Genomic DNA, 23,522 nt, shown 5'->3' on the forward strand with positions numbered 1-23,522 from the left:
GCATTTGTTCATTGCAGTCGCGTCAACGGCCTTGGTTCTCACGACTTCTTCATTGCCAGCTAGCGCCGATCCAGAGTTCGTCACGTACGAGGGGTTCATCAGCAAGGCCAAAAACTATCAAGTTTCGAGCGTCAAATACGAGGGGTGGTATGACGGACCGGACCATATCTTCGAATATGCCGATATTCCGGCCATCGCAGGTGCAATAGTTGAAGGAAACGCTGTATCAGTCGTCATGGAGAACATGCTCTATGGAACGGTGTACAACGGCAACTACGTGAGCCTCACGTTCTTTGTTGGCGACGAATTGCTTCTCGAGTACCCCGATTTTGCCGATGAGTTTATGCTTCATCTGCCTTTAGACTCAAAAGGTAAGAAACTGCACGCCATCGCCTATTCATCACAGGAATCCGGCGACCTTTATGAAACCAGGGCGACTTTCGACTATGGAGTGATCGGCGCTGCAGGATTTGTGGAAACGCCTATACCGACCCTGAGTGGTACGGCCTGTGTAGGCAACACACTCTCCGTACACCCGGGCTTGTGGATGCCGGAAGGATCCCGTCTGTCATACCAGTGGCTCCGCGGCGGGCAGCCGGTTGCCAGGGCAACAAGGACCACATACAGGATTCAAGCGAGCGATCTGGACCAGAGCATTTCCGTGCGAGTGACGGGATCCCTGGGATCCGTGCTTCCCGTTGCAAGGCAGTCTGCGCCTAAATCAGTGGGCGAATGCTTGCTCCCAGCTATCAAGGCCCCCGTATTGATCGGCGGCAAGACCACCGACAGCACGTTGATCTCCAAGCTTGCCGTGCCAGCCGGTGTGTCAACGTCGTATCAGTGGCTGCGCTCCGGGAAAAGAATCACCAGCGCTTCCAAAAGCTCCTACAAGCTGACTGTAGCTGACGTGGGAAAACGCATCCAGTCACGTGTCAGCCTGACAAAGGCGGGGTACAAGAGTCAGCTCCTGTCCTCGATCCCCGTGAGTGTCTCGAAGGCGACGATCAAGAACACCAAACGCGCTTCGATCGCCGGACGGAAGTCGTATGGACAGACGTTGAAGGTGTCCGCAGGCAAGTATTCGGTTTCACCCACCTCCTACGGATACCAGTGGCATCGAAATGGCAAGAAAATCAAGGGTGCCACCAAAAGCGCTTTGAAAATGTCGGCAACGGACATCGGGAAGAACATCAGCGTCACGGTCCGAGCTTCGCGTCCGGGCTACCACTCCACATCGTCCACTACGACCGCAAGCAAGATTTCCCTTGGAAAAATCGTTCCCAAGTCCTTGCCGAAGATTAGTGGGAAGGCGAAATCCGGATCCGTTCTCAGTGTTTCGAATGGAACCTGGTCTCCCCGGGCCAGCACGTACTCTTACCAGTGGTATAGAAACGGAAAAAAGATCAAGGCCGCCAACAAACGAACCTACAAAGTCGTCGCAGCCGACCGAGGCAAGAAAATCAGTTCCCGCGTCAGCGTCTCTCGCAAAAACCATGCCAAGGCATCCGCGAGCAGCAACTCGGTGCAGGTAGCCAAACCAACAGCGAAACCAAAACCGAAGCCTCCGGTGAATCGTGCGCCAACGGGCGGATACGCGAACTGCACAGCAGTGCGCAACGCCGACGCCGCTCCCATCTATTACGGCGACCCCGGATACCACTCGCGCCTTGACCGGGATGGGGACGGCGTAGGCTGCGAATAATCATCGAGGAAATACGGATATCAACCCCACCTTCCCGATTGGGCCCCTATTCATCGTTAGGACCAGTCCCGGGAATCTTGCCGTCGCTTGCGCTGAGCATGATTCCCGGGATGTTTCAGGTCTAATCGCCGATAATTGCACATGTGAAATCGTGGAAGTTGGCAGCAGTATCGGCATCGTGCTTTTCCCCCCCTGCCCCCTTGCCTCTCCAGTCTGCCGAAGAGGCAAGGGCCGGCGATCGATCACCGCCACTGCCGCAAGCTGCAGTCGTGTGCGGTGCCGTAATAAAGAACTCGATTTCAGCACTGACTTCCGGTACTAGCGGGAAGCTATCGCCGTTCTACATCGTGTCCATATGCGCCACGGTGTGAGCGGATGTGTGTATTCCTAAAGTTGGTTCCACCTTCGTTCCCAGTCAATGCCCCCGCCCGCGCCCGCGAAGAGGTCGACGAGAGCGGCCTGTGATTCTGCCGCTCGCGGTCAAGATCGTCGACTGGCCCACGCCCGCCGAACAGCCTTCGGGGTCTTCATAAATGGCGGTCACTCTTGAATACTATTTTGATGCGACCGCTTGCGTCACGGCCAGCCGAAATGCTGCACAGGTCAACGCAGGAGTCCCCCATGAACGGCAAAGGCAAATCGCAGTCCATCATGCGGCGAAAGCCCATCGACGAGATCGAGGAACAGAACAAACACAGAGGCTTGCACAAGTCCCTGGGACTGTGGAAATGAACAGCCTTCGGCGTCGGCGGCGTCATCGGCGTCGGATCTTCTCCCTGGCCCAGCCCACTACACGACGAACACGTTGTGCTGCCACACCGGGAAGCGCAGGATTTTTTTCTTGAGCCCGCCAAAAGGGATTCGACAGCGGCCTGTGCTCGTTTGGGATCGTTCGATCAAGGGTATGCGAGGCGCTTACGCCACTTCCAGCACCCACCTGAATCAACCTCCGCGTGTCAGCCTAGGTAAGACATCGGTGACGTCGTCCGGTGTTCGGAATGCAGGGAAAGCGAAATTGCCGGCAGCGATCTGTAATTTAACCTGCTCAAGCTCATCTTTGAGCTGGTCAACAGTGGCACGATACTTTTCAAAGTCTGCTTTGCGGCGCCTGGCTACGAAGAAACTGATGAACATGGCTATTACCGCCACAGGGACTGACACCAGTAGGGCCGAGCCGGACGTGCCAAGGAATTCAAGTGCTACTGGTAGCGCCTGCTTGAACGCCAGAAACTCGTTCATTCCGCCGACCACTGCTTGCAGAGCGGAATCCAGCGGGACCAAGTACTCCCCCACGACTGGTGTTTCGGCAAACGACGGAGCGCTCTGCGAAGGTTCTCCCCCGGCAGACCAGCGCGAATCACCAACATGGTTAAGGACGTAGATCCCGGCACCAGCATTGAGCGCGGCGAAAAGCATGACGGAACCAAACACAGTCCAATGAAGGCTGCGCCAGCGCAAAATGCCGACCACTAGCAAAAATGCGGCGGCGATACCCCACGAATAAATGTGGAATTGGTCGCGGCTAATGTTGCCCAGTAGTTCCATTGAATTCCCCGCCCCTTACCGTTGGAGTCAATGCTTACTCCAGCCCAAAGAGAGCCTATCCCAGTCCCCGGCCGGGGATCCGCGGACATCGACGACGCGACCAACCGGCTCGCCACCGTGGATGACGCCGTCCAGACGCGAAGGAATGCACTCACCTCCGCGCTCCACCATCGGGTGAACCAAGTTTGATGGTGGGAAGCGGTGGCCTGGGGTTAAATGATTCGTCGCCACTCCGCCTAGATTCGGCATTCGAATATCCGCGTTGTCAGGTGTTCACGGCCCAGCTCTGGGTGGAGGTCCATGCGGGACGCTGGCCAGTCGTCAAGTGCACGCCTAGGGTGGGAAATGGACGAAAGGAGCACTTCATGAAGAAAATCCTCATGGTACTTACCAGCGTTTCCGAGATCGGCGATACGGGAGAGAAGACCGGCTACAACGTGGCCGAGGCTGCACACCCCTGGAAGGTCTTCAAGGATTCCGGGCATTTCGTCGACTTCGCGTCCATCCAGGGCGGCCAGCCCCCGCGCGACACGGTGGACCCGGAAGATCCCATCCAGGTTGCCTTCACGGAGGACGAGACCACCCGGGCCGGCCTCTACAACACGGCCCGCGTCGACGTGGTTGACCCCGGCCAGTACGACGCGGTGTACCTCGTGGGAGGCCACGGCACCATGTGGGACTTCCCGGACAGCGAGGGCCTGCAGAACCTGGTGTCCAGCATCTACAACACCGGCGGCGTGGTCGGCGCCGTCTGCCACGGACCGGCAGGCCTGGTAAACGTGGAATTGGCCAACGGGTTCCGTCTTGTCGAGGACCGGCGGGTCGCGGCCTTCACCAACGACGAGGAGGTGGCCGTCGGCAAAGACAAGGTCATCCCGTTCTTCCTGGCCGACCGGCTGGCTGAACAGGGCGCCACCCATGTACCCGCGGAAAACTTCACGGAGAACGTCGTAGTGGACGAACGTCTGGTGACCGGCCAGAACCCCGCCTCCGCGGCCCGCGTGGCCAAGGAAATGGAAAAGCTTCTGGCGGAGGTCATCCACCAGGAGAAGGCCGAGGAGCATGACGAGGCCGAGGCCCTGCGTGCCGAGAAGGACGCGGAGAAGGCCGCCAAGAAGGCAGCCGAAGCCCACACCGAGCGCTGACGCCTCCTACGCAGAGAAATGGATGGCCTCCCCAGGAACGGGGCGGCCATCCGGGCGTCGTTTCCTCCACGATCAAAATCGATTCCCCTTTCAGTCCCGGGACGGGGGTGACAGCAGCGGCACGATCCTTAGGGCGGACTTTCTGGCATGGATGCAACTGAAGCGATAACCACTCAAAGCTCCACCATTGAGGAATGGACGCAGGCATTGGAGGAGGCCACCGGCTCGCCGGGCGGGGGTGCCGGAGCCGGGGTCATGCTGGGAATCGCAGCGTCGTTGATTTCAATGGTTGCCGGCTACAGCACCGTCGATGAACCGGAGCTTGCGGTACTTGGCCGCATTCGATCACAGGCCCAGGCACTGCGGAAGACAGCACTCCAATTGGCCGACGCTGACGCGGCAGCATCCCGGGCCTTCGGAGCGGCGTTTCGCCAGGAGCCGGGTCCCGAGCGTGATGCGGCGATAGCCCGGGCTTCCGTTGACGCTGCCAAGGCATCCGCCGTGCTCGGCCAACACGCGCAGCAAGCCATCGAGCCTCTGGCGTGGCTCGCCGTCAACGGGAATCCCGCGCTCATCGCCGATGTCGTCGTTGCGTTCGGCGCGCTCAGGGCCACTGTGGCCGGCGCGCGCACCAATGTCAGTTACGACCTCGCTGCCCTGACCTCCGGTGGCAGCACCTTGGATCAGGTCCGTGAACAGCATCCGGTCCTCTGGAAAACTGTCGGCGACTTCAACACAGCGTTGGAGCGCATCGATGCCCTCACGTCGGAAATCGACCGCCGTGCCGCTCCGACCGAGGGCGTGGAACACCGAGCGAGCTCCCAGGTCCAGGCGCGGGTGACGGACAAAACGGATTCGTGACGCCCCCGTGGCATCAGCAATTTCAAACCGTCCTGGCACCTGCGTACGATTTGGGTTTCAGGCATGTGGTTAGCTGCATGCCACTCGCACGTTCCATTGGGGGAATACATATGTTCAAGTCAGTACTGCGCCGAGGCACCGGCCTCGGCATCGCCGCAGCGTTTGCCGTCGGCCTGCTCGCGACGGCCACGCCGGCACAGGCCAGCGAACGTCCCATCGACATCACCGGCTACAAGGTCTCGAACATCACCGTTTCAGACTCGAACTGCCGGAACCTCACCGTCACGGCCTCCACCAAGGTCAAGTCGGACTTTGTCGATTCCTTCGGGTCGGTTGATGTCACCCGAAATGGTGGATTGGTCACGATGCTCTGGTTTGAAGGGCGCAAGATCACCGATCGTGCCATGATTTGCCCGTCGTTCCAGGGCCTTGGCACCTACAAGGTGGGGTCTGCCGACCTCAATGCGGAGTACAAGTACTACGACAGCTACTTCGAGGACTACATGTCCGACTACAGCTCGTATACCGACAACACCAGCAAGAAGTTCTACGTCCGCGGAAAGGCCAAGAGCACACTGACCGCCAAGCGTTCGGGCTCCAAGGTCACCCTGACGGCCAAGGCCACGGTCTACGCACCGGACAAGTACCGCTACACGCAGTACAACGCAAAGGGCGCCAAGCTACAGGTGAAGTCCGGCAAGACGTGGAAGACCCTCAAGACGGTCAACCTGTCCAAGGGCAAGGCCACTGTCACCATCAAGCAGTCGAGGAAGAAGACCTACCGCTTGCATGTCCCGACCGCCACGTGGGCATCGTCAACGACCACGAAGAGCGTCTCGAAGTAGTTTGTTCGTTCGCGGGTCCGGGAACCCCGGTTCCCGGACCCGCGGCGCATGGCCCCACGAAACCGGCCTGGTCGCCCACTTCAGTACAAACGATTTCACCGGTTCCCTTGAAGGGAACCGGTGAATTCTTCGTTAAGGGCCACGGCCCAGTCTTCATGCCTTCGACAGCACTCGTTGGTCCGGCGCGCACTCCTGGCCCAGGACGCCGCCCTGGCATTCCCCTGGGCGCTATCCGCCTTCTTGCGGCATCCTGGTTCGGCCACCTCTCCTTCACCTCGCGGCAAACTACAGTCTGCCTGGCCCGCGTAGTCTCCCCTAGCGGCAGATCCCGATATCGGTCCGCACCTTCCACTCCACCCTGCGCTTCGCGGGACCCGCGATTTCTTCCTAAGGAGTTCACCCTTGTGTGACAACCATCCGCACCACGCCCAGCCTGCAACAGACGCCGTGCTCGTCGAAAGCGCGGACCGCGAACTCGCCGGCTTCGGCACCAGCCGGCGCCTCGTACTCGCCGCCGGCGCAGCTCTGCTCGGGGCAGCGGCTTGGGGCACGGCGCAAGCACGTCCCGCCCATGCGAAGTCACTGGGCTACGGCGCCGGGGCCAAGCGCAACGACCCGAAGCTGACGTGGCTGGTCGGCGACCACCACGTCCATACCCAATACAGCCACGACGCCAAGTACAAGATCACGCAGCAACTCGACGCCGCCCGCCGCTACGGGGTCGACTGGCTGGCGTTCACCGAGCACAGCAACTTCGGGCATGCCAACAACGGCGGCGCCGTAAACTCCAACCGTGAAATCGCCGCGCAGCGCGCGTCCCGGGACGACATCCTGATCTTCCAGGGCATCGAGTGGTACATCCCCGCCGCCGAACCCTGCTCGGTGCTGGTGGTGCCGGGCCCCAACGAGGTCGAGGTTCTCCGGACCTTCGAATTGGTGTGGGACGGCAAGCTCAACGGCTGGGAAAAGCCCCGCAGCGCGGCGGAGGCCGCCCGGTGGGAAGCCAAGGCACGGCAGGCCATCGCGTGGATGGGCGAGCAGCGCCGCAGCGGCTATATCGAGGATGCCGTCATCCTGGCGAACCATCCCATGCGCCTGGGCATTGACTCGCCCCACGAGCTGCGCGGGTGGCGCGACGCCGACCCGGAGATCATGATCGGCATGGAGGGCGCCCCGGGCGCCCAGGGGTCCGGCGTCGGCACCAACGGCGGCCCGGGCGACCAGCGCGGCGAATACACCAACCGTCCCCGCCCCGATTCATGGCCGGGCTACCGGGAAGACCAATACCTCACCTACGGCGGCTTCGACTGGGTCACGGCAACGGTGGGCGGCGTCTGGGACTCGATGCTGGCCGAGGGCAAGCCCTTCTTCATCACCAGCAACTCGGACAACCACCTCACGGTCCGCGACACCCAGCGGATCGGCGACTACCCGCAGACCGAGCCCTACACCTCGCTGGACAGCGAGTTCGAGAAGTGGTCCGTTGAGGGCAAGCGCCCTGACCCGGTGGAAACCGGGGTCCCGCAGGGCGGTTCGGACTACTGGCCCGGCCAGTTCAGCCGCACCCACACCGGCGTCACCGGCCGCGGCTACGCCGAGGTCCTCGAGGCCATGCGCCAGGGCCGCATGTGGGTGGACCACGGGCACCTGATTGCCGGCCTGGACGTGCGAGTCAAGCCGGCGGGATTCGCCGGGCCCGGCGTGACGCTGGGAGCCCGGACCGCGGTGAACCGCGGCACCGATCTCGAGGTCTCCATCACGGTGACGACCACCGACTACGCCAACGCCGCGGGCATCGTCCCGAACCTCGCGTTCCTCGACATCATCGGCGGGCCCGTGACCGGCCCGGTGGCCGACCCCGACGAGCTGCGGGCGCCGCAGACCCGGGTCCTGCACACGTTCAACACCAGCGGACGCCGCGGCACCTTCACCCTGCGCCACGTGTTCAAGGACGTCCAGGAATCCTTCTACGTGCGCTTCCGCGGCGGGGACGGCAAACGCGCCGGGGCGGGCTACCACGGCTCCGCAATCGACCCGCACGGTCCCCAGGCGCACGGCAACAATCCCGGAGACGCGGACCCCTGGGCCGACACCTGGTTCTACGCAAACCCCGTGCTCGTCGAGGTCCGCTAGGGCAGTCTGCCGACCCGGGAATTGGACCGTCGCGCATGGTCCGATCCCCGGGTCGGCGGTGCCCCGGCGGCGGGTGCCGCCGCGGGGTGCGAGGGCCTGAACGTCAGGAATCAAATCCCAGTCCCAGCGCGTCCATGGCCTTGAGCCAGAGTCCGCGCTTTCCTCCGTTCCGGTCTGAGCGGGCCAGCTCGTAGCGCGTGAGGTTGATCCCCGCCGCACACACCGGTTCGGGCGGGAACGGGACCGCCCGGCGCCTCACCATTTCAAGCCTGGTCCGCTCCGTTTCTCGGCCATCAAGCAGATCCAACATGGTGTCGGCGGCAAAACGGCTAGCCCCCACGCCAAGCCCCGTATGCCCGAGGACATAGGCGACGCGCTTCCCGAAGGCGGTCCCGTACTCCGCGCTGAACCGCGTCGAGGTGTCGATGACCCCGCCCCAGGCATGGCTGAATGACGCATCGAGCTGCGGGAAGGTCTCGAAGAACTGCTCCGCGAGTTTCCGGAAGGTCTCGGGGCGGTTCTCCAACTCGGTGGATATGCGCCGGCCGTAGTGGTAGATCGCGTCGTAGCCGCCCCAGAGGATTCTCCCGTCCGCGGTCACCCGCGAGTAGTGGAACTGGTTCGCGGAGTCGGTCAATCCCTCACGCGAACGCCAGCCGATCGTTTCGAACTGCTCGTCTGTAAGCGGCCGCGTGGCCAAGGCGTAGTCGTAGACCGGCACCGTAGTCATCCTGTTGCGGAGCAACAAAGAGGGGAACGCGCTGGTGGCCAGCAGGACCTTGCCCGCCGCGATGCTCCCTGCCGGGGTGCGCACGCGCATCCCCGCCCCGTCGGTCTCCAGTTTCTGGGCCGGCGTGTGTTCGAAGAACACCACACCCTGCCGCGCCAGCGAGTCGCGCATTTCCATCGCCAACTTGTACGGTTCCACCAGACACGTGCCGACCGGGTCCAGGACCCCGCCGATGAACGTCGGCGAATCAATGCGGGCCCGGGTCTGCTCCGCATCGAGCAATTCCAGCGGCCGACCGTATTCCTTGGCCGTGGCAACCGACGCGGCAAGTTCCTCCAGTTGGTGCGGTGCCGTGGCAACCTGGAGCTTGCCCGCCTTGCGGAAGCCCCCGTCGATGCCGGCAGCCCGAAGGTCCTCGGCGAATCCCTGCAGGTTCTCCAAACCCAGGCGTTCGAGTCTCCCGGCCTCTCCCGGCCATCGGGCCAGGGCGTTGGCCAGGCCGTGGGTCACGCTGTAGGAAACGAACCCCCCGTTGCGGCCCGAGGCTTCCCTGCCAATTTCCCGAGCGTCCACGACGGTGATCGACCAATCCGGGTGGCGTGCCCGGGCGCGCAACGCGGCCCAGAGGCCGCCGAAACCGGCCCCGACGATGAGCAGGTCGCACTCGTGGGTGCCGACGAGGACGTTGGCGGGTTTGCGTTCGAATCCGTCGAACCACACCGCGGAGTTGACCGCGCCGGCCAACGAGTCTTCAACCGCGCTGCTGGTCATGTTCCGGCTGGTCATGGGAAAGCCAGCAATCCGTTGCGCTCATCTGACTCGCGTGCCGCCTCGCTGCGCTCCGAGGCCGGCCCGAAGCCGCCCCCTCCGGCGGTCTCAACGCGCACGATGGTTCCGGGCTGCAGGGTGGTTGAGGTCTTGGTTTTCACCATGGTTTCGGTGCCGTCCGGGGAGATAAGCGTGATTCTCGTCGGCTGGCCGGAGCTTCCCCCGGAGGCACCCGTCGGCGCAAAACCCGCCTTCGTTTGTTCCGCGTAGAAAGTGGCCCGCTGCGGGTGCTCAAGGATCTCGTATTCTCGACGCAGCCCCAGCCCGCCGTTGAACCTGCCGGTTCCCTGGGATCCGGGGACAAACTCGTTGCGCAGGATCCTGATGCGGTAGTTCGTTTCCACGACCTCGGCCGGCATGACACCCACGTTCGACATGTAGGTGTCTACCCCGTCGAGTCCGTCGGCCTCGCCGGTGGCACCGGTGCCGCCGCCCACCACGTCGGCCATGACGGCGGGGCGTCCGGTGACCGGAGAGGTGCTGCCCACGTTCATGCAGAAGAAGCTGACGGTGCTGCTGCCCACGGCGGCCTCGGGCCAGATGTCGGTCAGCGCACGGATCAACGTGTCCGCAAATCGCTGGCAGGTGTTGTGGCGGATCGACACCGCCGCCGGGGCCATCGGGTTGAGCACCGAGCCCAGGGGGGCGTTGATGTCCACGGCGCGCAATAATCCGTCGTTGGACCCCAGATCGGGGGCGACCACGGCACGCACCGCATAGACGATGCCGGCGCGGGCGCTGGCCCAGGGCACGTTCATCGCGCCGCGGACCTGGGCGCTGGAGCCGGAGAGGTCGATGTGCAGGGTGTCGCCGACCTTGCTGACCTTTGCGTGGATGCGGGTGGGCGGGCCGTCCAGGCCGTCGTCGTCGAGGAAGCCCTCGGCCTCGCCCTCGCCGTCGGGCAGATCCAACAGGGCGTTGCGGACCGCCAGCTCGACCACGTCCAGGTTCCGGCGCATCACGGAGCTGACCACGGCCAGGCCGTACTGCCCGGCGAGTTCGTTCAGTCTCTGGTATCCCAGCACACAGGCGGCGCGCTGGGCGCGCAGGTCGCTGACGGTGCTGAGCGGGTCACGGATGTTGTCGGTGATGATGGAGATGACGTCGGGGTTCTCGACCCCGGCGATGGACAATCGCACCGGCGGCAGGATCAGGCCCTCGGCGAAGATGTCCTCTAGCTCCGGGCCCTCGCTGCCCGGGTTCACGCCGCCGACGTCGATGTGGTGGGCAGCCGTCCCGCTCCATCCCGAAAGGATCCCGTCAACGAAGATCGGGGTCACCACGTTGACGTCCGGAAGGTGCATGGCGCCGAGGAACGGGTGGTTGCAGATAAAGGCGTCGCCGTCGCTGATGCGTCCGTCCCAGCGCTCGATAATGGCCTTAACCACTAGGGACATGGCGCCAAGCTGCGCGGGGATGTAGTCGGCCTGGGCGACCAAGTCGCCGTCGGCGGTGAACAGGGCGCAGGAGAAGTCGTCCATGTCGCGGATGATTGGGCTGTAGCTGGAGCGCTTGAGAACGACGCCCATTTCCTCGGCGATGGAGGTCAGTGCGGAGGAAAGCACCTCGAAGGTCACGGTGTCCACCTCCGGCTCGCGGGCGGTGGCGCTGTGCTCGGTCAGTGTGGTCATGATTAGTTGTCCTCCGTGATGATGATGTCTCCGTTGGCCGTGACGCGGCCCGACTGCCCCGCAAGCATGACTGTGGTCGCGTCCATTTGCTGGATGATGGCAGGTCCGGCCAAGGTGTTGCCGGGCTGGAGCTTGGTCCGGTCGTAAATGGTTGTCGATCTCTCCCCCGTGCCGGGCAGGTGGACGGTGCGGCGGCCGACGATGGCGGCGTCGGCAGGGCCCATGGTGCCCGCAACCCGGGCTGGCTGTGCCACACGGTCGAAGCCGCCTGTCACGGCCAGGCGCACCGTGACGATTTCCACGGTTTCCTGCTCCGAGCTGTGCCCGTACAGTTCCCGGTGCAGCGGGTGGAAGCGCTCGGCGATCAGTTCCAGGTCCTGCACTGACGTGCCGTCCAGGGGCACGCTGAGCTCGTAGCCCTGTCCGAGATAGCGGCAGTCGACGGTGACCGAAGCCTGCACGCTGCCGGGGGCTGCGCCGTCTTCGATGACCTGCCGGACCAGCTCGTCCCGGCGTTCGGCAAGCCACCCGGAGATGGGCGGCAGTGCATCCGCGCCGAATGGGCGCAGCAGCGTCTGCGAGTCGTCGATGCGCAGGCCCGCGGCCAGCAGGCCGTCGGCGGAGTAGAGCCCCGGCTGGTGGGGAACTACGACGCTGGACAGTCCCAGGTGGCGCAGCAGCAGGCCGGCATGCAGCGGCCCGGCCCCGCCAAAAGGGAAGAGCGAGAATTCGCGCGGATCCAGGCCGCGTTCGACGCTGACCTTGCGCACGGCCCGGACCATGTGGGCCATGGCGATGGCCAGGATGGCCTCCGCAGCCTCGATGACACCCATGCCCAGCTGGTCGCCGATGTCTCGCACGGCCTTTTCGGCCGCAGCGTAATCGAGCCTCAGGTCCCCGGCCAGCGCGCCGGATCCCAGCGTTCCCAGCACAACATGGGCGTCGGTAAGTGTTGCCGCGGTGCCGCCGCGGCCATAGCTTGCCGGCCCCGGGACGGCCTTGGCCGACTGCGGGCCCACGCGCAGTCGCTTGGTCCGGTCCACCCAGGCGATGCTGCCGCCGCCGGCGCCGATGGTGTGGATGTCCACCGTCGGAGCGATCAGCGTGTGGTCCTGGACTTCCTGCCTACTCGTATAGGGGGCCTGCGAACCCCGAACCAGACAAACGTCGACGCTGGTTCCGCCCATGTCGAGGCTGATGACGTTGGGCAGCCCGTGCTCGGCGGCGCCGCGCAACAGACCGGAGACTCCGCCGGCGGGCCCGGAAAGAATCAGGCGGTGGGCTTGACCTGCAGCGCGCCCGGCCGGGACGCAGCCGCCGTTGGACTGCATGACCTGGAACGGTGCCAAGACCCCGCCCGAGGCCAGCGAGCCGGCGGCCCTTTCGAGATAATCCCCGACGACAGGTCGAAGGGCTGCGTTGATTACCGTGGTGGCGGTGCGCGGGTATTCACGGAATTCTCGGGCCACCTGGCTCGAAATAGTCACGGGGGTGTGCGGGAAACGCTGTGCGAGGGCCGCCAGCAGCATGTCCTCGTGGACGGGGTTCAAGTAGCTAAAGAGGAGGCTGACGGCGATGGCTTCCGGTGCCAGTGCCTCGATCTTCTCCAGCACGGCGTCGATGTCTGCCTGCTGCAGGGCGGTCACCACCGAGCCGTTGCTGGCAATGCGCTCATTGACTTCGAAACGCGCGTGCCGTTCGACCAGTTCGTTGGGGCGTTCCGGTTTCAGGCTGTAAACCTGCGGGCGACTTCCCTGGCGGTAGGCCATGACATCCCGAAAGCCGCGGGTGGTGATCAGTGCGACGCGCGCCAGGTTTCCGGTCAAGGTGGCATTGGTGGCCACGGTGGTGCCGTGGCAGACCAGTTTGACCTCGTCCAGGTCCATGCCCTGTGCAGCGAGTTCGGCAACGGCGTTGGTCAGACCTCGGGACGGGTCATCCGGTGTTGAGGCGGTCTTGGTGACCAGCGTGCGGCCGTCGTTGGCGTGGGCAATGGCGTCCGTGAATGTTCCGCCGGCGTCGATGCTGACGATCCATTGGGCGAGCGATGTCATGGTGTTCCTTTGGTTGTGCGTGGAGCGGGGTGTGGCTGCTTGGGAGGCATGGACTTTAGTCGTCGGCGACAGGGAGTTCGGGCGGCACCTTGCGGAATCCGCGGGTGAGCACCGCCAGGTACACCATGCCAATGGCCAGCCAGATAAATCCGACGACGAAGGCGCTCATGGAGAGACTGGTCCAGAGCCAGAGGCAAAGGAAGACACCGATGGCCGGTGCCGCAAGGTATCTGGCCGTGTCCAGCCCAGAGCGGCACTTCTGGTCGAGGTAGTAGTGCTTGATGACGGCGATGTTCACGAGCGTAAAGGCGGAGAGCGCACCAAAGCTGATCAGTGAGGAGGCCAGGGTGAGGTCGATGACCAGCGCGAACAGGCCGATGGCGCCGACGACCAGGGTTGAGTAGACAGGGGTCTGGAACCTCGGATGCAATTGGCCAAAGACCCTTCGCGGTAGGACTCCGTCGCGGCCCATCGAGTAGAGGATGCGGGAGACGGTGGTCTGGGAGGCCAACACCGCCCCGAAGCATCCGGCGATGTAGGCGGCCGTGAAGAACGCCTCGAGGAATGCGCCTCCTGCGGCATGGGTGACGTCCAGCGCAGCGGAGTCAACGCTGGTGTAGGCGCTCCAGTCCGGGAATGCGAGGTTGGCGATCACCGAGATGACCACAAACAGCACGCCTCCGAGCAGGGTGACCAGGATGATTGCCTTGGGAATGACCTTCTTGGGATCGACGGTTTCTTCGGCCAGCGATGACACCGCGTCAAATCCAAGGAACGAGAGGCACAGGATGGCGGAGCCCGCGAAGATGGCGGTGGTTCCCGGCCCCATGCCGATCATCATGTCCACGATGGACGGCATGGGGTTGTTCGTGGCGGCACGGATGCCCATTACGCCAAACACCAACAGGAAAACGGTCTGGAAGACGAGCAAGAGGCTGCTGGCCTTGGACACCATCTTGATACCGGCGACATTCAGGGCCGTCACGATGACCAGCGACAATATGATCCATACCGGTTGCGAGACGGTGGGGAAGCTGGCCTGCATGTAGATGCCGATCACCAGGTACGTGATCATCGGCATGAGGAGGTAGTCCAGCAACAGGGCCCAGCCGCCCAAGAACCCCACGTTCCCACCCAAGGTCTTTCGGGTGTACGTATATGCGGACCCCGCCATCGGGAAGGCCTTGACCATGCGCGCGTAGCTGGCTGCCGTGAACAACATGGCAACGAGGGTCACCAGGTAGGAGGAAACGATGTGTCCCTCGGTGAGTTCGTTGACAATACCGTAGGTCGTGAAGACCGTCAGTGGCAGCATATAGGCCAGGCCGAACAGGACGGTGGCGGGCAGACCAAGCACCCGCTTGAGGCGAGGGCTCTTGGTCGTTTGGGAGACAGTGCTCATTTTCACTCCAAGGTGCGACTTGTGATGTGACTCATATGGCTCATCCAGTGTGGGGGCAGCCGCGGGATTCAGTCATGCGTATTTATGCGTATGAATTTTTTCAATCTGTTAGTGTTCCTGCTGTGACTGGAAACCGACTGCCGCGCGCATCCCATGCCGAGTTCACCACCGACCACCGTGGCCGCACGACGCTGCTTCGCGGGCCAGAACCTCCGGCCCTGCTGGCGTTGTATGCCAGGGGGTTCCTGCTCACCAATCGCTCGGAGATCCAGTTTGTTTACCGGGCCGAGGGCCTGCTGCAGTCGATCCGCATGGAACGACAGCGCACGCGCGGCGAGCAGCACGACCACGCGCTGGTCAGCGCCAATCCCCTGGTGCTGCCCCAGGGAGTCACCCCGCGGGAAATCGATGTGTTGACCCTCGTGGCCCTCGGGCTGCCGAATGCGGAAATCGCCGGCCGCCTGGGCACCAGCCCGCGGACCGTGACCACGCAGATAGAGCGGCTGCTGCACAAGCTCGAACAGCGCGGCCGCGGCGGGCTGGCGGCGATCGCGGTTGATGCCGGCCTGCTGGCACTCCCGGTTACCGGCGGCGTCGAGGGGGTGGCGCCGCTCGCCGCGGTCGGGCTGGAGCAATTCGCCGCCGCCCTGCGTACAGGCCGGGGCCCCGCCGCGGTACCTGACACCGCGCTGGCCAGCCGGCATCCCATCGTCATCGGCACACTGGCAGCGCTCACGGGCATCGCGGCCGACGACGGGGAAGAGATGGTGCGCGGTGCGGCCCTGGCCATCGAGGAGATCAACGCCAACGGGGGCGTGGGCGGCCGCCGCCTGGAACACTTCGTCGCGGGCGCCGACCTCTTCGACCCGGCAAGCGTCGCAGCGGCCATGGCCCAGCTGGTCGAGGCGCAGGTCGACGCCATCACCACGAACTACATCAGCGCGGAAAACCCCTTCCTGCTGGAGACCGCGGCCGACTACGGCCGGCCATTCTTGCACCTGGACACGTTCCAGCAGCACGTGGACCTGGTCGAAGCGCGCCCCGAGCGCTACTGGATGGTGTACCAAACCTGCCCGTCGGAAAAATACTACGCACTCGCCTTTCGGCGCTTCCTCGGCGAACTCGAGGCCTCGCGTCGCTACGACCCGGCCAACCGACGGATCGCGATTGTGGAAATGGACTCGGCCAGTGCCCGGATCGCTGGGGAGGGGTTCGACCGGGAACTGGCCGCCATCGGCTGGGGAGTTTCGGCCAGGTACGCGGCGCCGGTCCGCAACACCGACTGGCAGAAGATCGCGCGCGGGATCCGCGAGGCCGCTCCGGACGTCGTCCTGGTGGCCCACTACGTCCCGGATGAAATCGCTATCCTGCACCGGCTGCTGGTCGATGGCGGATTCCGAGGGCTGGTTCACTACGTCTACGGGGCATCGATCCCGCGTTTCCGCGACGTGCTCGGGACACTGTCCGACGGCGCGATCTGGAGTTCGGTGACCAGCCGCATGGATTCGGACTCCGCAACCCGCTTCCACCGCAACTATGTGATGCGCTACCGGGCAGAGCCCGGCCCGTCACAGGCGAGCTCGGCCTACGACCAGATCCAGTTGCTGGCCTGGAGCTGGGCCCGCAACGGCAGCACGGTCCCGCGCGGGACCTGCAAGGTACTGCGCGAGGACGTTTACCACGGGCTCAACGGGATCTACTACTTCGGCGGGGCCGGGCAATCGCCGTTGAGCTACCCGGACGGTACCTCCGACCCGACCATCGGCCAGGTCCTGGTCACCTCGCAGATCCAGGGCGGCAAGTCGGTGGTACTCAGCCCGCCGCTCTTCGGGTCGATGGCCAGGCTCCAGCTGCCCGGCCATAAGGACCAGGCGCCGTGGGCCGGCCTAACTGCGGACTAGACGATGCACTGGCCGCCGTCCACGGGAATGACAGCGCCGTTGACGAAGCTCGCCCCCGGGCCGGCCAGGAACAGGCACACTCGTGCGACCTCCTCGGCCGTGCCGAGCCGGCGCATTGGGTGGGTTGCCAGCAAGTCCCCGTAGGCCTGTGCGTTGTCGACGATGGTGGTCATGGGAGTGTCAATGACGCCGGGGGCCACAACGTTGGTGCGGACCCCACGTGGCCCCCATTCCGCGGCCAGCTGCCGTCCCATCGACACGACGGCACCCTTGCTGGCGGCATATGCGGCACCGGGTTCGGCTTCGTCGCCAAGGGCGAAGGCGATCGAACTCAACAGCACCAAGCTTCCGGCACCGCGCTCAAGCATTGACCGGCCCAGGACCCCGGCCGTCAGGAAGGTCCCGGTCGTGTTGATGTGCTGCACGCGGGCAAACAGCTCAAGGTCCAGTTCCTCGGTGGCGCTGGTTTGATAGATGCCGGCGCAGTGGACCACCGCATCTGGGCCCTGCCCCCACGTCTCCTCGATCAGGGCCAGCGCCGATCGCAGCGATTCGCGGGACGTCACGTCACACTCGGCGAAGACGGTGTTATTACGTCGCAGCAAAGCGTCGTTCGCGGGTGCGGTGAGGTCCAGCATGGCGACCCGGTAGTTGGCGGTCGCGGCCAGCCGGGCGGTGGCTGCGCCGATCCCCGACGCGGCCCCGGTAACGGCCAGCACAGGGAAATGCTCAGCCACGCCCGGCCCCTGTTGAGCTCGGCGTTGCCGGCGTGTGTCGCCGCCGTGCTAGGACGTACCTCGGAGATGCTGTTTTGTGCATTGTGTCTTTCTTTCCCTGGCATTGAAGCTGAAGTCGAAGCCGGTCGCTCGATCTAGCCGAAAGCAGCAGCGCCGTTGACCGGGATGTCCTGACCGCTGACGTAGCCGGCGGATTCACTGAGCAACCATGCCACGGTGGCTGCCACGTCCGCTCCTGTCCCGTGCCGCCGCATCGGTATGGCGGAACTGACGCGCTCCAGCTGCTCCGCAACTTCTACGCCCCGGAGGGATGCCTGGAGCGCGGCCTCCTCTCTGTGCATGCCGGTGAGCATGTAACCGGGGGAAACCGTGTTGACGGTAGTCCCGTACGGTCCTTCCTCCACGGCGAGGCTTCGGGTGAGGGCGGCGAGTGCTCCCTTGGACATTGCGTAGGCCACGCCGTGCGATTGGGGGTGGTTCGCAAACAGAGACCCCATGTTGACGATCCGGCCGCGCCCGCTAAGGCGCAAGCTGGGCAGCGAGGCACGGCAAAGCCGTGCCGGTGCGATCATGTTGACCGCCAGCACCTGCTCGAGGTCTTCGTCGGAGGTGTGCTCTAAAAGCATTCCGGGGCCACCAACGCCGGCGTTGTTGACCAGCGCGTCCAAGCCGCCAAGGAGTTCGATGGCACCGTCAACCAATGTCCGGTCGGCGTGGGGCTCGGTGAGGTCAAGCTGCATGGTGCGGATTCTGCCTCCGCGCTCGCCGCCGAGCTTTGCGATCCCGGCGGAATTGTCGCAGGCCAAGACCAGATGCCCCTGGTCCGCGAGACCCAGGGCGATGTCCCGGCCTAGGCCGCCTGCCGCACCGGTCACCAGGGCCCGCATCGGGGCATGGCGGAGGAGCCTTGTCATGCTCGGAATCCGCGCACTGTGGCGACTCCGCCGCGGTAGAAAATTCTGTGGCTGCGTTGGCACCCGGAACCATGGCTCATTGGTTTTACCTTCCGATATTTGCGTCTTCCCATCCTTGAGTTCCCAGCGGCAAGTTACATGCGTCGAATGACGTACGGGGATGGAACCTAAAATTCCAATCAGCCCCGCACTTCGTATTTTGCCGTTCGTACGTCATATGACGCATGTGCTGTAAGTTCTGCTCTGGTGAGATGTCTACTCAGAACAAGCGGGCACCAGCCGGGGAAGCCGCCGGGTATCCGTCGCAGACATTGGAGGAACAATGAAATCTCGTAAGTTTGCACGACTCGTGTCGCTCGGTGCCGTGGCCTCACTCGTCCTTGCCGGTTGCACCTCCGGCACCGCGTCCGAAGGGGACTCCTCCGGAGAGCCTGACAAGGGCGCGGTTGCGATGAGTTTTGCCGGGTTGGACATCCAGATCTGGGTCGATGAACTCGAATACATGAAACCCATCGTTGAAGCTGCCGGCTACGAATTGGTCAGCGACGATCCACAGTGGAACATCCAAAGCCAGGTTTCGAGCTGGCAGTCATGGATCCAGCGCGGCGATATCAAGGCGATCATGGGCTATCCCGTGCAGTCGGACTCCATGGTCCCGGTCACCACCGAGGCGAATGCCGCAAACATCCCCGTCGTCGGGTATGCGACCGAATGGGAAGGCATCGAGGCAGCGTTGGTCATCGACAACTACAACGACGGCCTGACCTTGGGCGAGGAAGCCGGCAAGTGGATCGTGGAGAAGTACGGAGACGCCGAGGTCCCCGTTGGGTTCTTCAGCTACTACGAAACCGATCTGGGTATTGAGCGATCCAACGGCATCAAGGACGGGCTGAAGAAGGCCGGGGCGAAAGTTAAGATTTCGGATATGCCCTCGCTGACCATCGAGGACGGACTGGAAAACACAAAGAACCAGCTGTCAGCGAATCCCAACACCAAGGTTTGGCTTTCAACCGGTTCCGACCAGTTGATCGGTTCCTACCGTGCGCTCATGTCTCACGGTGTGGATCCCAAAGATCCGGGCTACCTGCTCGGTGCCCTAGATGCCACAGATGAATCACTGGACCTAATCAAGGAAAAGGACAGCATCTGGCGGCTCGGGTTCATCCTGCCGGCCAAGGAACTGGCTGAGAAGAACGCGCAGCTGCTCATCGAGGCGGCCGAGGGAACTCTCAAGGGAAACATAGAGATTTCCTCCACCCGGGTAACCCCGGAAAACGCCGATTCCTTCCGCAGCGACCGCAAGAGCGGAAGCTGATCCATGATGCATTCCACACAGTCCCTGCCGGGGGCGGGTGAAGGCGATATGCGATTGCGGTTGGAAAACCTGTCCGTTGAATTCGGTGCCACCCGGGCCTTGGACGGGGTCACGCTCTCGGTGGCGGCCGGTGAAGTTGTCGGCCTGCTTGGCCACAACGGAGCGGGAAAATCCACGCTGTTCAACGTGCTCTCCGGGGTCTATGCCGCATCGAGCGGGGATTTCACCGTGGATGGTGTCCCGGCACCGGGGAAATTGACACCGCAAGAAGCCGCAGGAATGGGCATCACGGTGATCCATCAGGAGCCGGCGCTAGCGCCGAACCTGAGCATTCTGGACAACCTGTTCTTGGGACAAGGGCTTCGGCCCAGCGTCGGCCAGCGCGAGCAAGCGCGCCGGGCACTGGCCGAGGTCGGATCCGACCTCGATCCGGGTCTCATGGTAGATACGCTCTCGCTGGGTGAGCGTCAGCTTGTTGACTTGGCGCGCGGGTTCCTGGCCGGCGGCATGAAAATGCTGTTGCTCGATGAACCCACCGCCGCGCTCGGCCGTGCCGAAACCGAATCATTGCATGCCTTGATCAGGCAGCTGGCAGCGCGTGGGGTGACGGTCATCTACGTCTCCCACAGGCTGCCCGACATCCTGGACGTTTGCGAACGCATCTTGGTTCTCAGGTCGGGGTGCCTGGTGGTGGACGGGACCGCCGAGTCATTCACGGGCAGGACGCTGGCCCAGGCCCTTGCCCCGGGCATGGGCGACGACAAGTTCGTTCCAGCCCGAGTGCAAACGAGCGCCGGGCTTCTTCGGTCCGACGGGGTCAGCGTCGCCGCTGGCGAAGTGGTGGGCCTCTTCGGGATGGCCGCCGGGGAGCAATTCAGCTTTCTTGCCGGACTCTTCGGCTTGGACGGACATGGCCGCTTTAGCTGGAACGACCGGGACGTCGACATCGCCTCGCCGGGCGCCGCGGTGCGTTGGGGCATCCATCTGGTGCCGGCCGACCGTGAAAACGATGGTCTAGTCTCCGGTGCCTCAGCACTGGACACGGTGTTCCTCCCGTGGTTCAGCCAGCTGCCCGGCCGCGGATGGTGGGTTGGCCCAGCGGTGGGGGAAAACACATACGCCGAAGCCCGGAAAAAGCTCAATATCCTCGGCCCCGGCTCCGACGCGCCAATCGACGAGTTCAGCGGCGGCAACCGGCAAAAGCATCTGCTGTCGCGCTGGATGTTTCCGCGCCAACCGCGGGTCCTCCTGCTGGCACAGCCGACCCAGGGTGTCGACGTTGGCGCCAAGCAGGACATCGCCACCGCCGTCCGCGAGCTCGCCGCCCAAGGTGTGGCGGTGTTGGTCGCCTCCGCCGAATCTGATGAGATCGCCCAGCTCTGCGACCGTTCCTACGTCATGTACGGGGGTTCGCGGGCGGAAGTCCCCCGCGGTCCCGAATTCAGCGGGGATCTCGTTTCCACGTTGCTCCACCTATCAGATGCAGAACGACCCATGGAAGGGGTCTCCCGGTGAAACTATCCTCGGTCAATCTCAAGTCCTTCTTGGCCAAGAACGGGATTTTCTTTGCCCTCGTTCTCCTGGTCGTGTTCTTTACGATCCTCAACCCGCGCTTCATGAGCACCGGTAACGCACTGAACGTGCTGCTACAGGTCGCCGAACTCGGCATCGTAGTCCTGCCCTTGGCCCTGTTGATGATATCCGGTTCGGTGGATCTGTCCGTTGGTTCCATAGCGTCTGCCTCGGCGGTCAATTCGGCGCTGGTCATGAGCGCCACCGGGTCAACGACTCTGGGCATCATCGCGGGCCTGGTCTTTGGAGTGGCAGCAGGTGCCCTCAATGGCTTCCTCGTGGCATACCTCGGTCTGAACCCCATCGTGGTGACTTTGGGTTTCCTGAGCGTCTGGGGCGGTTACGCGATGATGGTGACGGGAGGGCGCACAGTGACCAGGCGCGAATTGCCGGAGGAGTTCCAGGAATTCGGCACCGCCGCCGTCGGTCCCTTCCCGGTTCGATTGTTGTTGCTCTTGCTAGTGGTTGCCGGTGTTTGGTACGTGTTGAACAGGCACCGGGTGGGACGCGAGACTTACGCCATTGGTGGCAGTGAGCGTGCGGCGCGATTGATGGGCGTGAATGTGCGCCGCGTCCGGTTCGGGCTGTTCGCGGCCACCGGCCTTGCGTCCGCCTTGGCCGGAATCATGTTGGGGGCCAAAGTCCAGTCTGTGAGTCCCGCTGTGGGCTTGAACCTCGAAATGAATGCATTGACCGTTGCCTTACTTGGCGGTGTGGCATTTGCCGGCGGCGTGGGGCGCGTCGGCGGGGTTCTGGCCGGCTTGTTGTTCTTCGGTGTCATGCGCAACGGCCTGGTCTTTTTGCAGGCCTCCCCCTTCCTCCAAACGATCATCGTGGGCCTGACCTTGGTGGTGGCAGTGGCACTGGACGAATCTATCCAAAAGATCGTCAAGCAATCTTGGGCAACACGCGGCAAAGCCGTCTTGGAATCGAGTATCAAGGCAAATGGCGACCCCGGCACCTTGGTGGAGGAAGGCACGACCGAGGCGGGGGAACGCCAGCGTTTGGGCGTCGGCAAACACTAGTCCCCGCCAAAACCCATCGGGTTGCACGGCCCGAGACACACCAAAACACGCGACGAAAGGCACGCAATCATGAGCACCGGATGGATCTGGCACGAGGTCTTCAATTGGCACAACACCGGCAACGGATCCGGCTTCTTCGGACCCGGGGGATTTATACAGCCTCATGTGGCCTTCGACTCGCCCGACACAAAGGGTCGCTTTGCGGCCTTGGTGAAGGTCAGTGAATTCGACAAGAAAATGGTTGCACTGGACACGTCCCCGGCAACGGACGATGAGATCCTGGCGGTTCACACTCACGGGTACCTGCAGCGGCTTGAAGACATGAACGAAACAGGCGGGGATGCCGGGGAAAACGCAGATTTCGGTCCGCAGGGAATCGCGATTGCCAAGCTTTCGGCCGGTGCCGCCATCGGAGCAGTGCGGGCCGTGCTGCGCGGCGAGGTGGACAACGCCTACGCATTGGTGCGTCCAGCAGGGCACCATGCTGAGGCCGACCGTGGCCGCGGTTTCTGCCTGTTCGCCAACACCTCGATCGCCGCACGTGTCGCCTTGGACGAATTCGAGCTCAAGCGGGTGGCGATCGTCGACTGGGACGTGCACCACGGCAACGGAACGCAGAGCGTGTTTTGGAACGACCCGTCCGTCCTCACGATTTCCCTGCACCAAGACCGGTTGTACCCTGCGGACTCCGGCATGCGCTCCGAGAGCGGCGGGCCAGGCGCCGAAGGCACCGCGATCAACATCCCGTTGCCCGCGGGCACGGGAGACGGAGGCTATCTCGATGCCCTGGACCGCGTCGTGGTTCCAGCCTTGGAACGATTCCGGCCCGAACTCATCATTATCGGCAGCGGTTTTGACGCGTCTGCCACGGACCCGCTCGGCCGGATGGTGGTCACCAGTGCCGGATTCCGATCCATGTCCCAGCGGATGATCGACGCCGCTTCCGAACATTGTGCAGGTCGCATCGCGTTCATCCACGAAGGCGGTTACTCGGCGCACTACGTCCCGTTCTGCGGCATGGCAGTGCTTGAGGAACTGACCGGCCTGGATTCTGGGGTCAAAGATCCCTACATGGCATTTTTTGCCGACTACCCGCAGCTGCAATTGGAACCGTGGCAGAAGGAAGCCGTGGACTTGGCCAGCGAACTCGTCCACCATGTGCCGGACCACCGCCAATGACCC

At 63.6% G+C, this 23,522-nt stretch carries 17 protein-coding genes; 10 read left to right on the top strand and 7 right to left on the bottom strand.

From position 1 onward, the window contains the following. Positions 1-4: 4 nt before the first annotated feature. Positions 5-1,702 (top strand): excalibur calcium-binding domain-containing protein, encoded by a 1,698-nt coding sequence (locus KRR55_RS13205; RefSeq protein ID WP_254456190.1) that lies wholly within the window; start codon positions 5-7, stop codon positions 1,700-1,702. A 942-nt stretch (positions 1,703-2,644) separates the two neighbouring features. Here KRR55_RS13205 and KRR55_RS13210 read toward each other — a convergent pair. Then, the gene (locus KRR55_RS13210; RefSeq protein ID WP_217389560.1) at positions 2,645-3,247 is read right to left on the bottom strand and encodes a hypothetical protein; all 603 of its coding nucleotides are present in this window, start codon (positions 3,245-3,247) and stop codon (positions 2,645-2,647) included. 365 nt (positions 3,248-3,612) lie between these two features. Here KRR55_RS13210 and KRR55_RS13215 point away from each other — a divergent pair, with 365 nt between their 5' ends. The 4 genes from KRR55_RS13215 (at position 3,613) to KRR55_RS13230 (ending at position 8,231) form a co-directional block, all read left to right on the top strand. Further along, complete coding sequence (locus KRR55_RS13215; protein ID WP_217389561.1) at positions 3,613-4,392, top strand: type 1 glutamine amidotransferase domain-containing protein; 780 nt, start codon at positions 3,613-3,615, stop codon at positions 4,390-4,392. A gap of 147 nt (positions 4,393-4,539) precedes the next feature. Continuing rightward, complete coding sequence (locus KRR55_RS13220) at positions 4,540-5,253, top strand: cyclodeaminase/cyclohydrolase family protein (protein ID WP_217389562.1); 714 nt, start codon at positions 4,540-4,542, stop codon at positions 5,251-5,253. 110 nt (positions 5,254-5,363) lie between these two features. Then, a complete protein-coding gene (locus KRR55_RS13225; RefSeq protein ID WP_217389563.1) occupies positions 5,364-6,098 on the top strand; it encodes a hypothetical protein in 735 nt (244 codons plus the stop codon). Between the two features lie 402 nt (positions 6,099-6,500). After that, the gene (locus KRR55_RS13230; protein WP_254456191.1) at positions 6,501-8,231 is read left to right on the top strand and encodes a PHP domain-containing protein; all 1,731 of its coding nucleotides are present in this window, start codon (positions 6,501-6,503) and stop codon (positions 8,229-8,231) included. A gap of 103 nt (positions 8,232-8,334) precedes the next feature. On the opposite strand, the gene KRR55_RS13235 is transcribed toward KRR55_RS13230, so the two are convergent. Genes KRR55_RS13235 through KRR55_RS13250 form a run of 4 tightly spaced genes read right to left on the bottom strand, consistent with a single transcriptional unit; the run spans position 8,335 to position 14,876 of the window. Next, positions 8,335-9,747, bottom strand: a complete 1,413-nt coding sequence (locus tag KRR55_RS13235) for an NAD(P)/FAD-dependent oxidoreductase (RefSeq protein WP_217389564.1) — start codon at positions 9,745-9,747, stop codon at positions 8,335-8,337. Further along, on the bottom strand, positions 9,744-11,420 hold the full coding sequence (locus tag KRR55_RS13240; RefSeq protein WP_217389565.1) for a hydantoinase B/oxoprolinase family protein: 1,677 nt from the start codon (positions 11,418-11,420) through the stop codon (positions 9,744-9,746). The genes KRR55_RS13235 and KRR55_RS13240 overlap by 4 nt, the downstream gene beginning before the upstream one ends. A 2-nt stretch (positions 11,421-11,422) precedes the next feature. Continuing rightward, the gene (locus KRR55_RS13245) at positions 11,423-13,474 is read right to left on the bottom strand and encodes a hydantoinase/oxoprolinase family protein (protein WP_217389566.1); all 2,052 of its coding nucleotides are present in this window, start codon (positions 13,472-13,474) and stop codon (positions 11,423-11,425) included. A gap of 55 nt (positions 13,475-13,529) precedes the next feature. Further along, on the bottom strand, positions 13,530-14,876 hold the full coding sequence (locus KRR55_RS13250; protein WP_217389567.1) for an APC family permease: 1,347 nt from the start codon (positions 14,874-14,876) through the stop codon (positions 13,530-13,532). A gap of 122 nt (positions 14,877-14,998) precedes the next feature. Between KRR55_RS13250 and KRR55_RS13255 the strand changes: the two genes are divergently transcribed. Then, positions 14,999-16,777, top strand: a complete 1,779-nt coding sequence (locus KRR55_RS13255; RefSeq protein ID WP_217389568.1) for an ABC transporter substrate-binding protein — start codon at positions 14,999-15,001, stop codon at positions 16,775-16,777. On the opposite strand, the gene KRR55_RS13260 is transcribed toward KRR55_RS13255, so the two are convergent. Together KRR55_RS13260 and KRR55_RS13265 are read right to left on the bottom strand one after the other, a co-directional pair. Then, positions 16,774-17,514, bottom strand: a complete 741-nt coding sequence (locus tag KRR55_RS13260; protein WP_217389569.1) for an SDR family NAD(P)-dependent oxidoreductase — start codon at positions 17,512-17,514, stop codon at positions 16,774-16,776. The genes KRR55_RS13255 and KRR55_RS13260 overlap by 4 nt on opposite strands. Before the next feature lie 134 nt (positions 17,515-17,648). Beyond that, positions 17,649-18,428 (bottom strand): SDR family NAD(P)-dependent oxidoreductase, encoded by a 780-nt coding sequence (locus KRR55_RS13265; protein ID WP_217389570.1) that lies wholly within the window; start codon positions 18,426-18,428, stop codon positions 17,649-17,651. Between the two features lie 322 nt (positions 18,429-18,750). Between KRR55_RS13265 and KRR55_RS13270 the strand changes: the two genes are divergently transcribed. The 4 genes from KRR55_RS13270 to KRR55_RS13285 all read left to right on the top strand — a co-directional run bounded on the left by KRR55_RS13270 (position 18,751) and on the right by KRR55_RS13285 (position 23,519). After that, entirely contained in the window at positions 18,751-19,743 is a 993-nt protein-coding gene (locus KRR55_RS13270; protein ID WP_217389571.1) for a sugar ABC transporter substrate-binding protein, read from the top strand. Between the two features lie 48 nt (positions 19,744-19,791). Next, complete coding sequence (locus tag KRR55_RS13275; protein ID WP_217389572.1) at positions 19,792-21,258, top strand: sugar ABC transporter ATP-binding protein; 1,467 nt, start codon at positions 19,792-19,794, stop codon at positions 21,256-21,258. After that, complete coding sequence (locus KRR55_RS13280) at positions 21,255-22,340, top strand: ABC transporter permease (RefSeq protein WP_217389573.1); 1,086 nt, start codon at positions 21,255-21,257, stop codon at positions 22,338-22,340. Before KRR55_RS13275 ends, KRR55_RS13280 begins: the two co-directional genes overlap by 4 nt. 69 nt (positions 22,341-22,409) lie before the next feature. Next, entirely contained in the window at positions 22,410-23,519 is a 1,110-nt protein-coding gene (locus KRR55_RS13285) for a class II histone deacetylase (RefSeq protein ID WP_217389574.1), read from the top strand. Positions 23,520-23,522 lie beyond the last annotated feature (3 nt).

Source organism: Paeniglutamicibacter quisquiliarum, from assembly GCF_019084045.1.
GTDB classification, from domain to species: Bacteria; Actinomycetota; Actinomycetes; order Actinomycetales; family Micrococcaceae; genus Paeniglutamicibacter; species Paeniglutamicibacter quisquiliarum.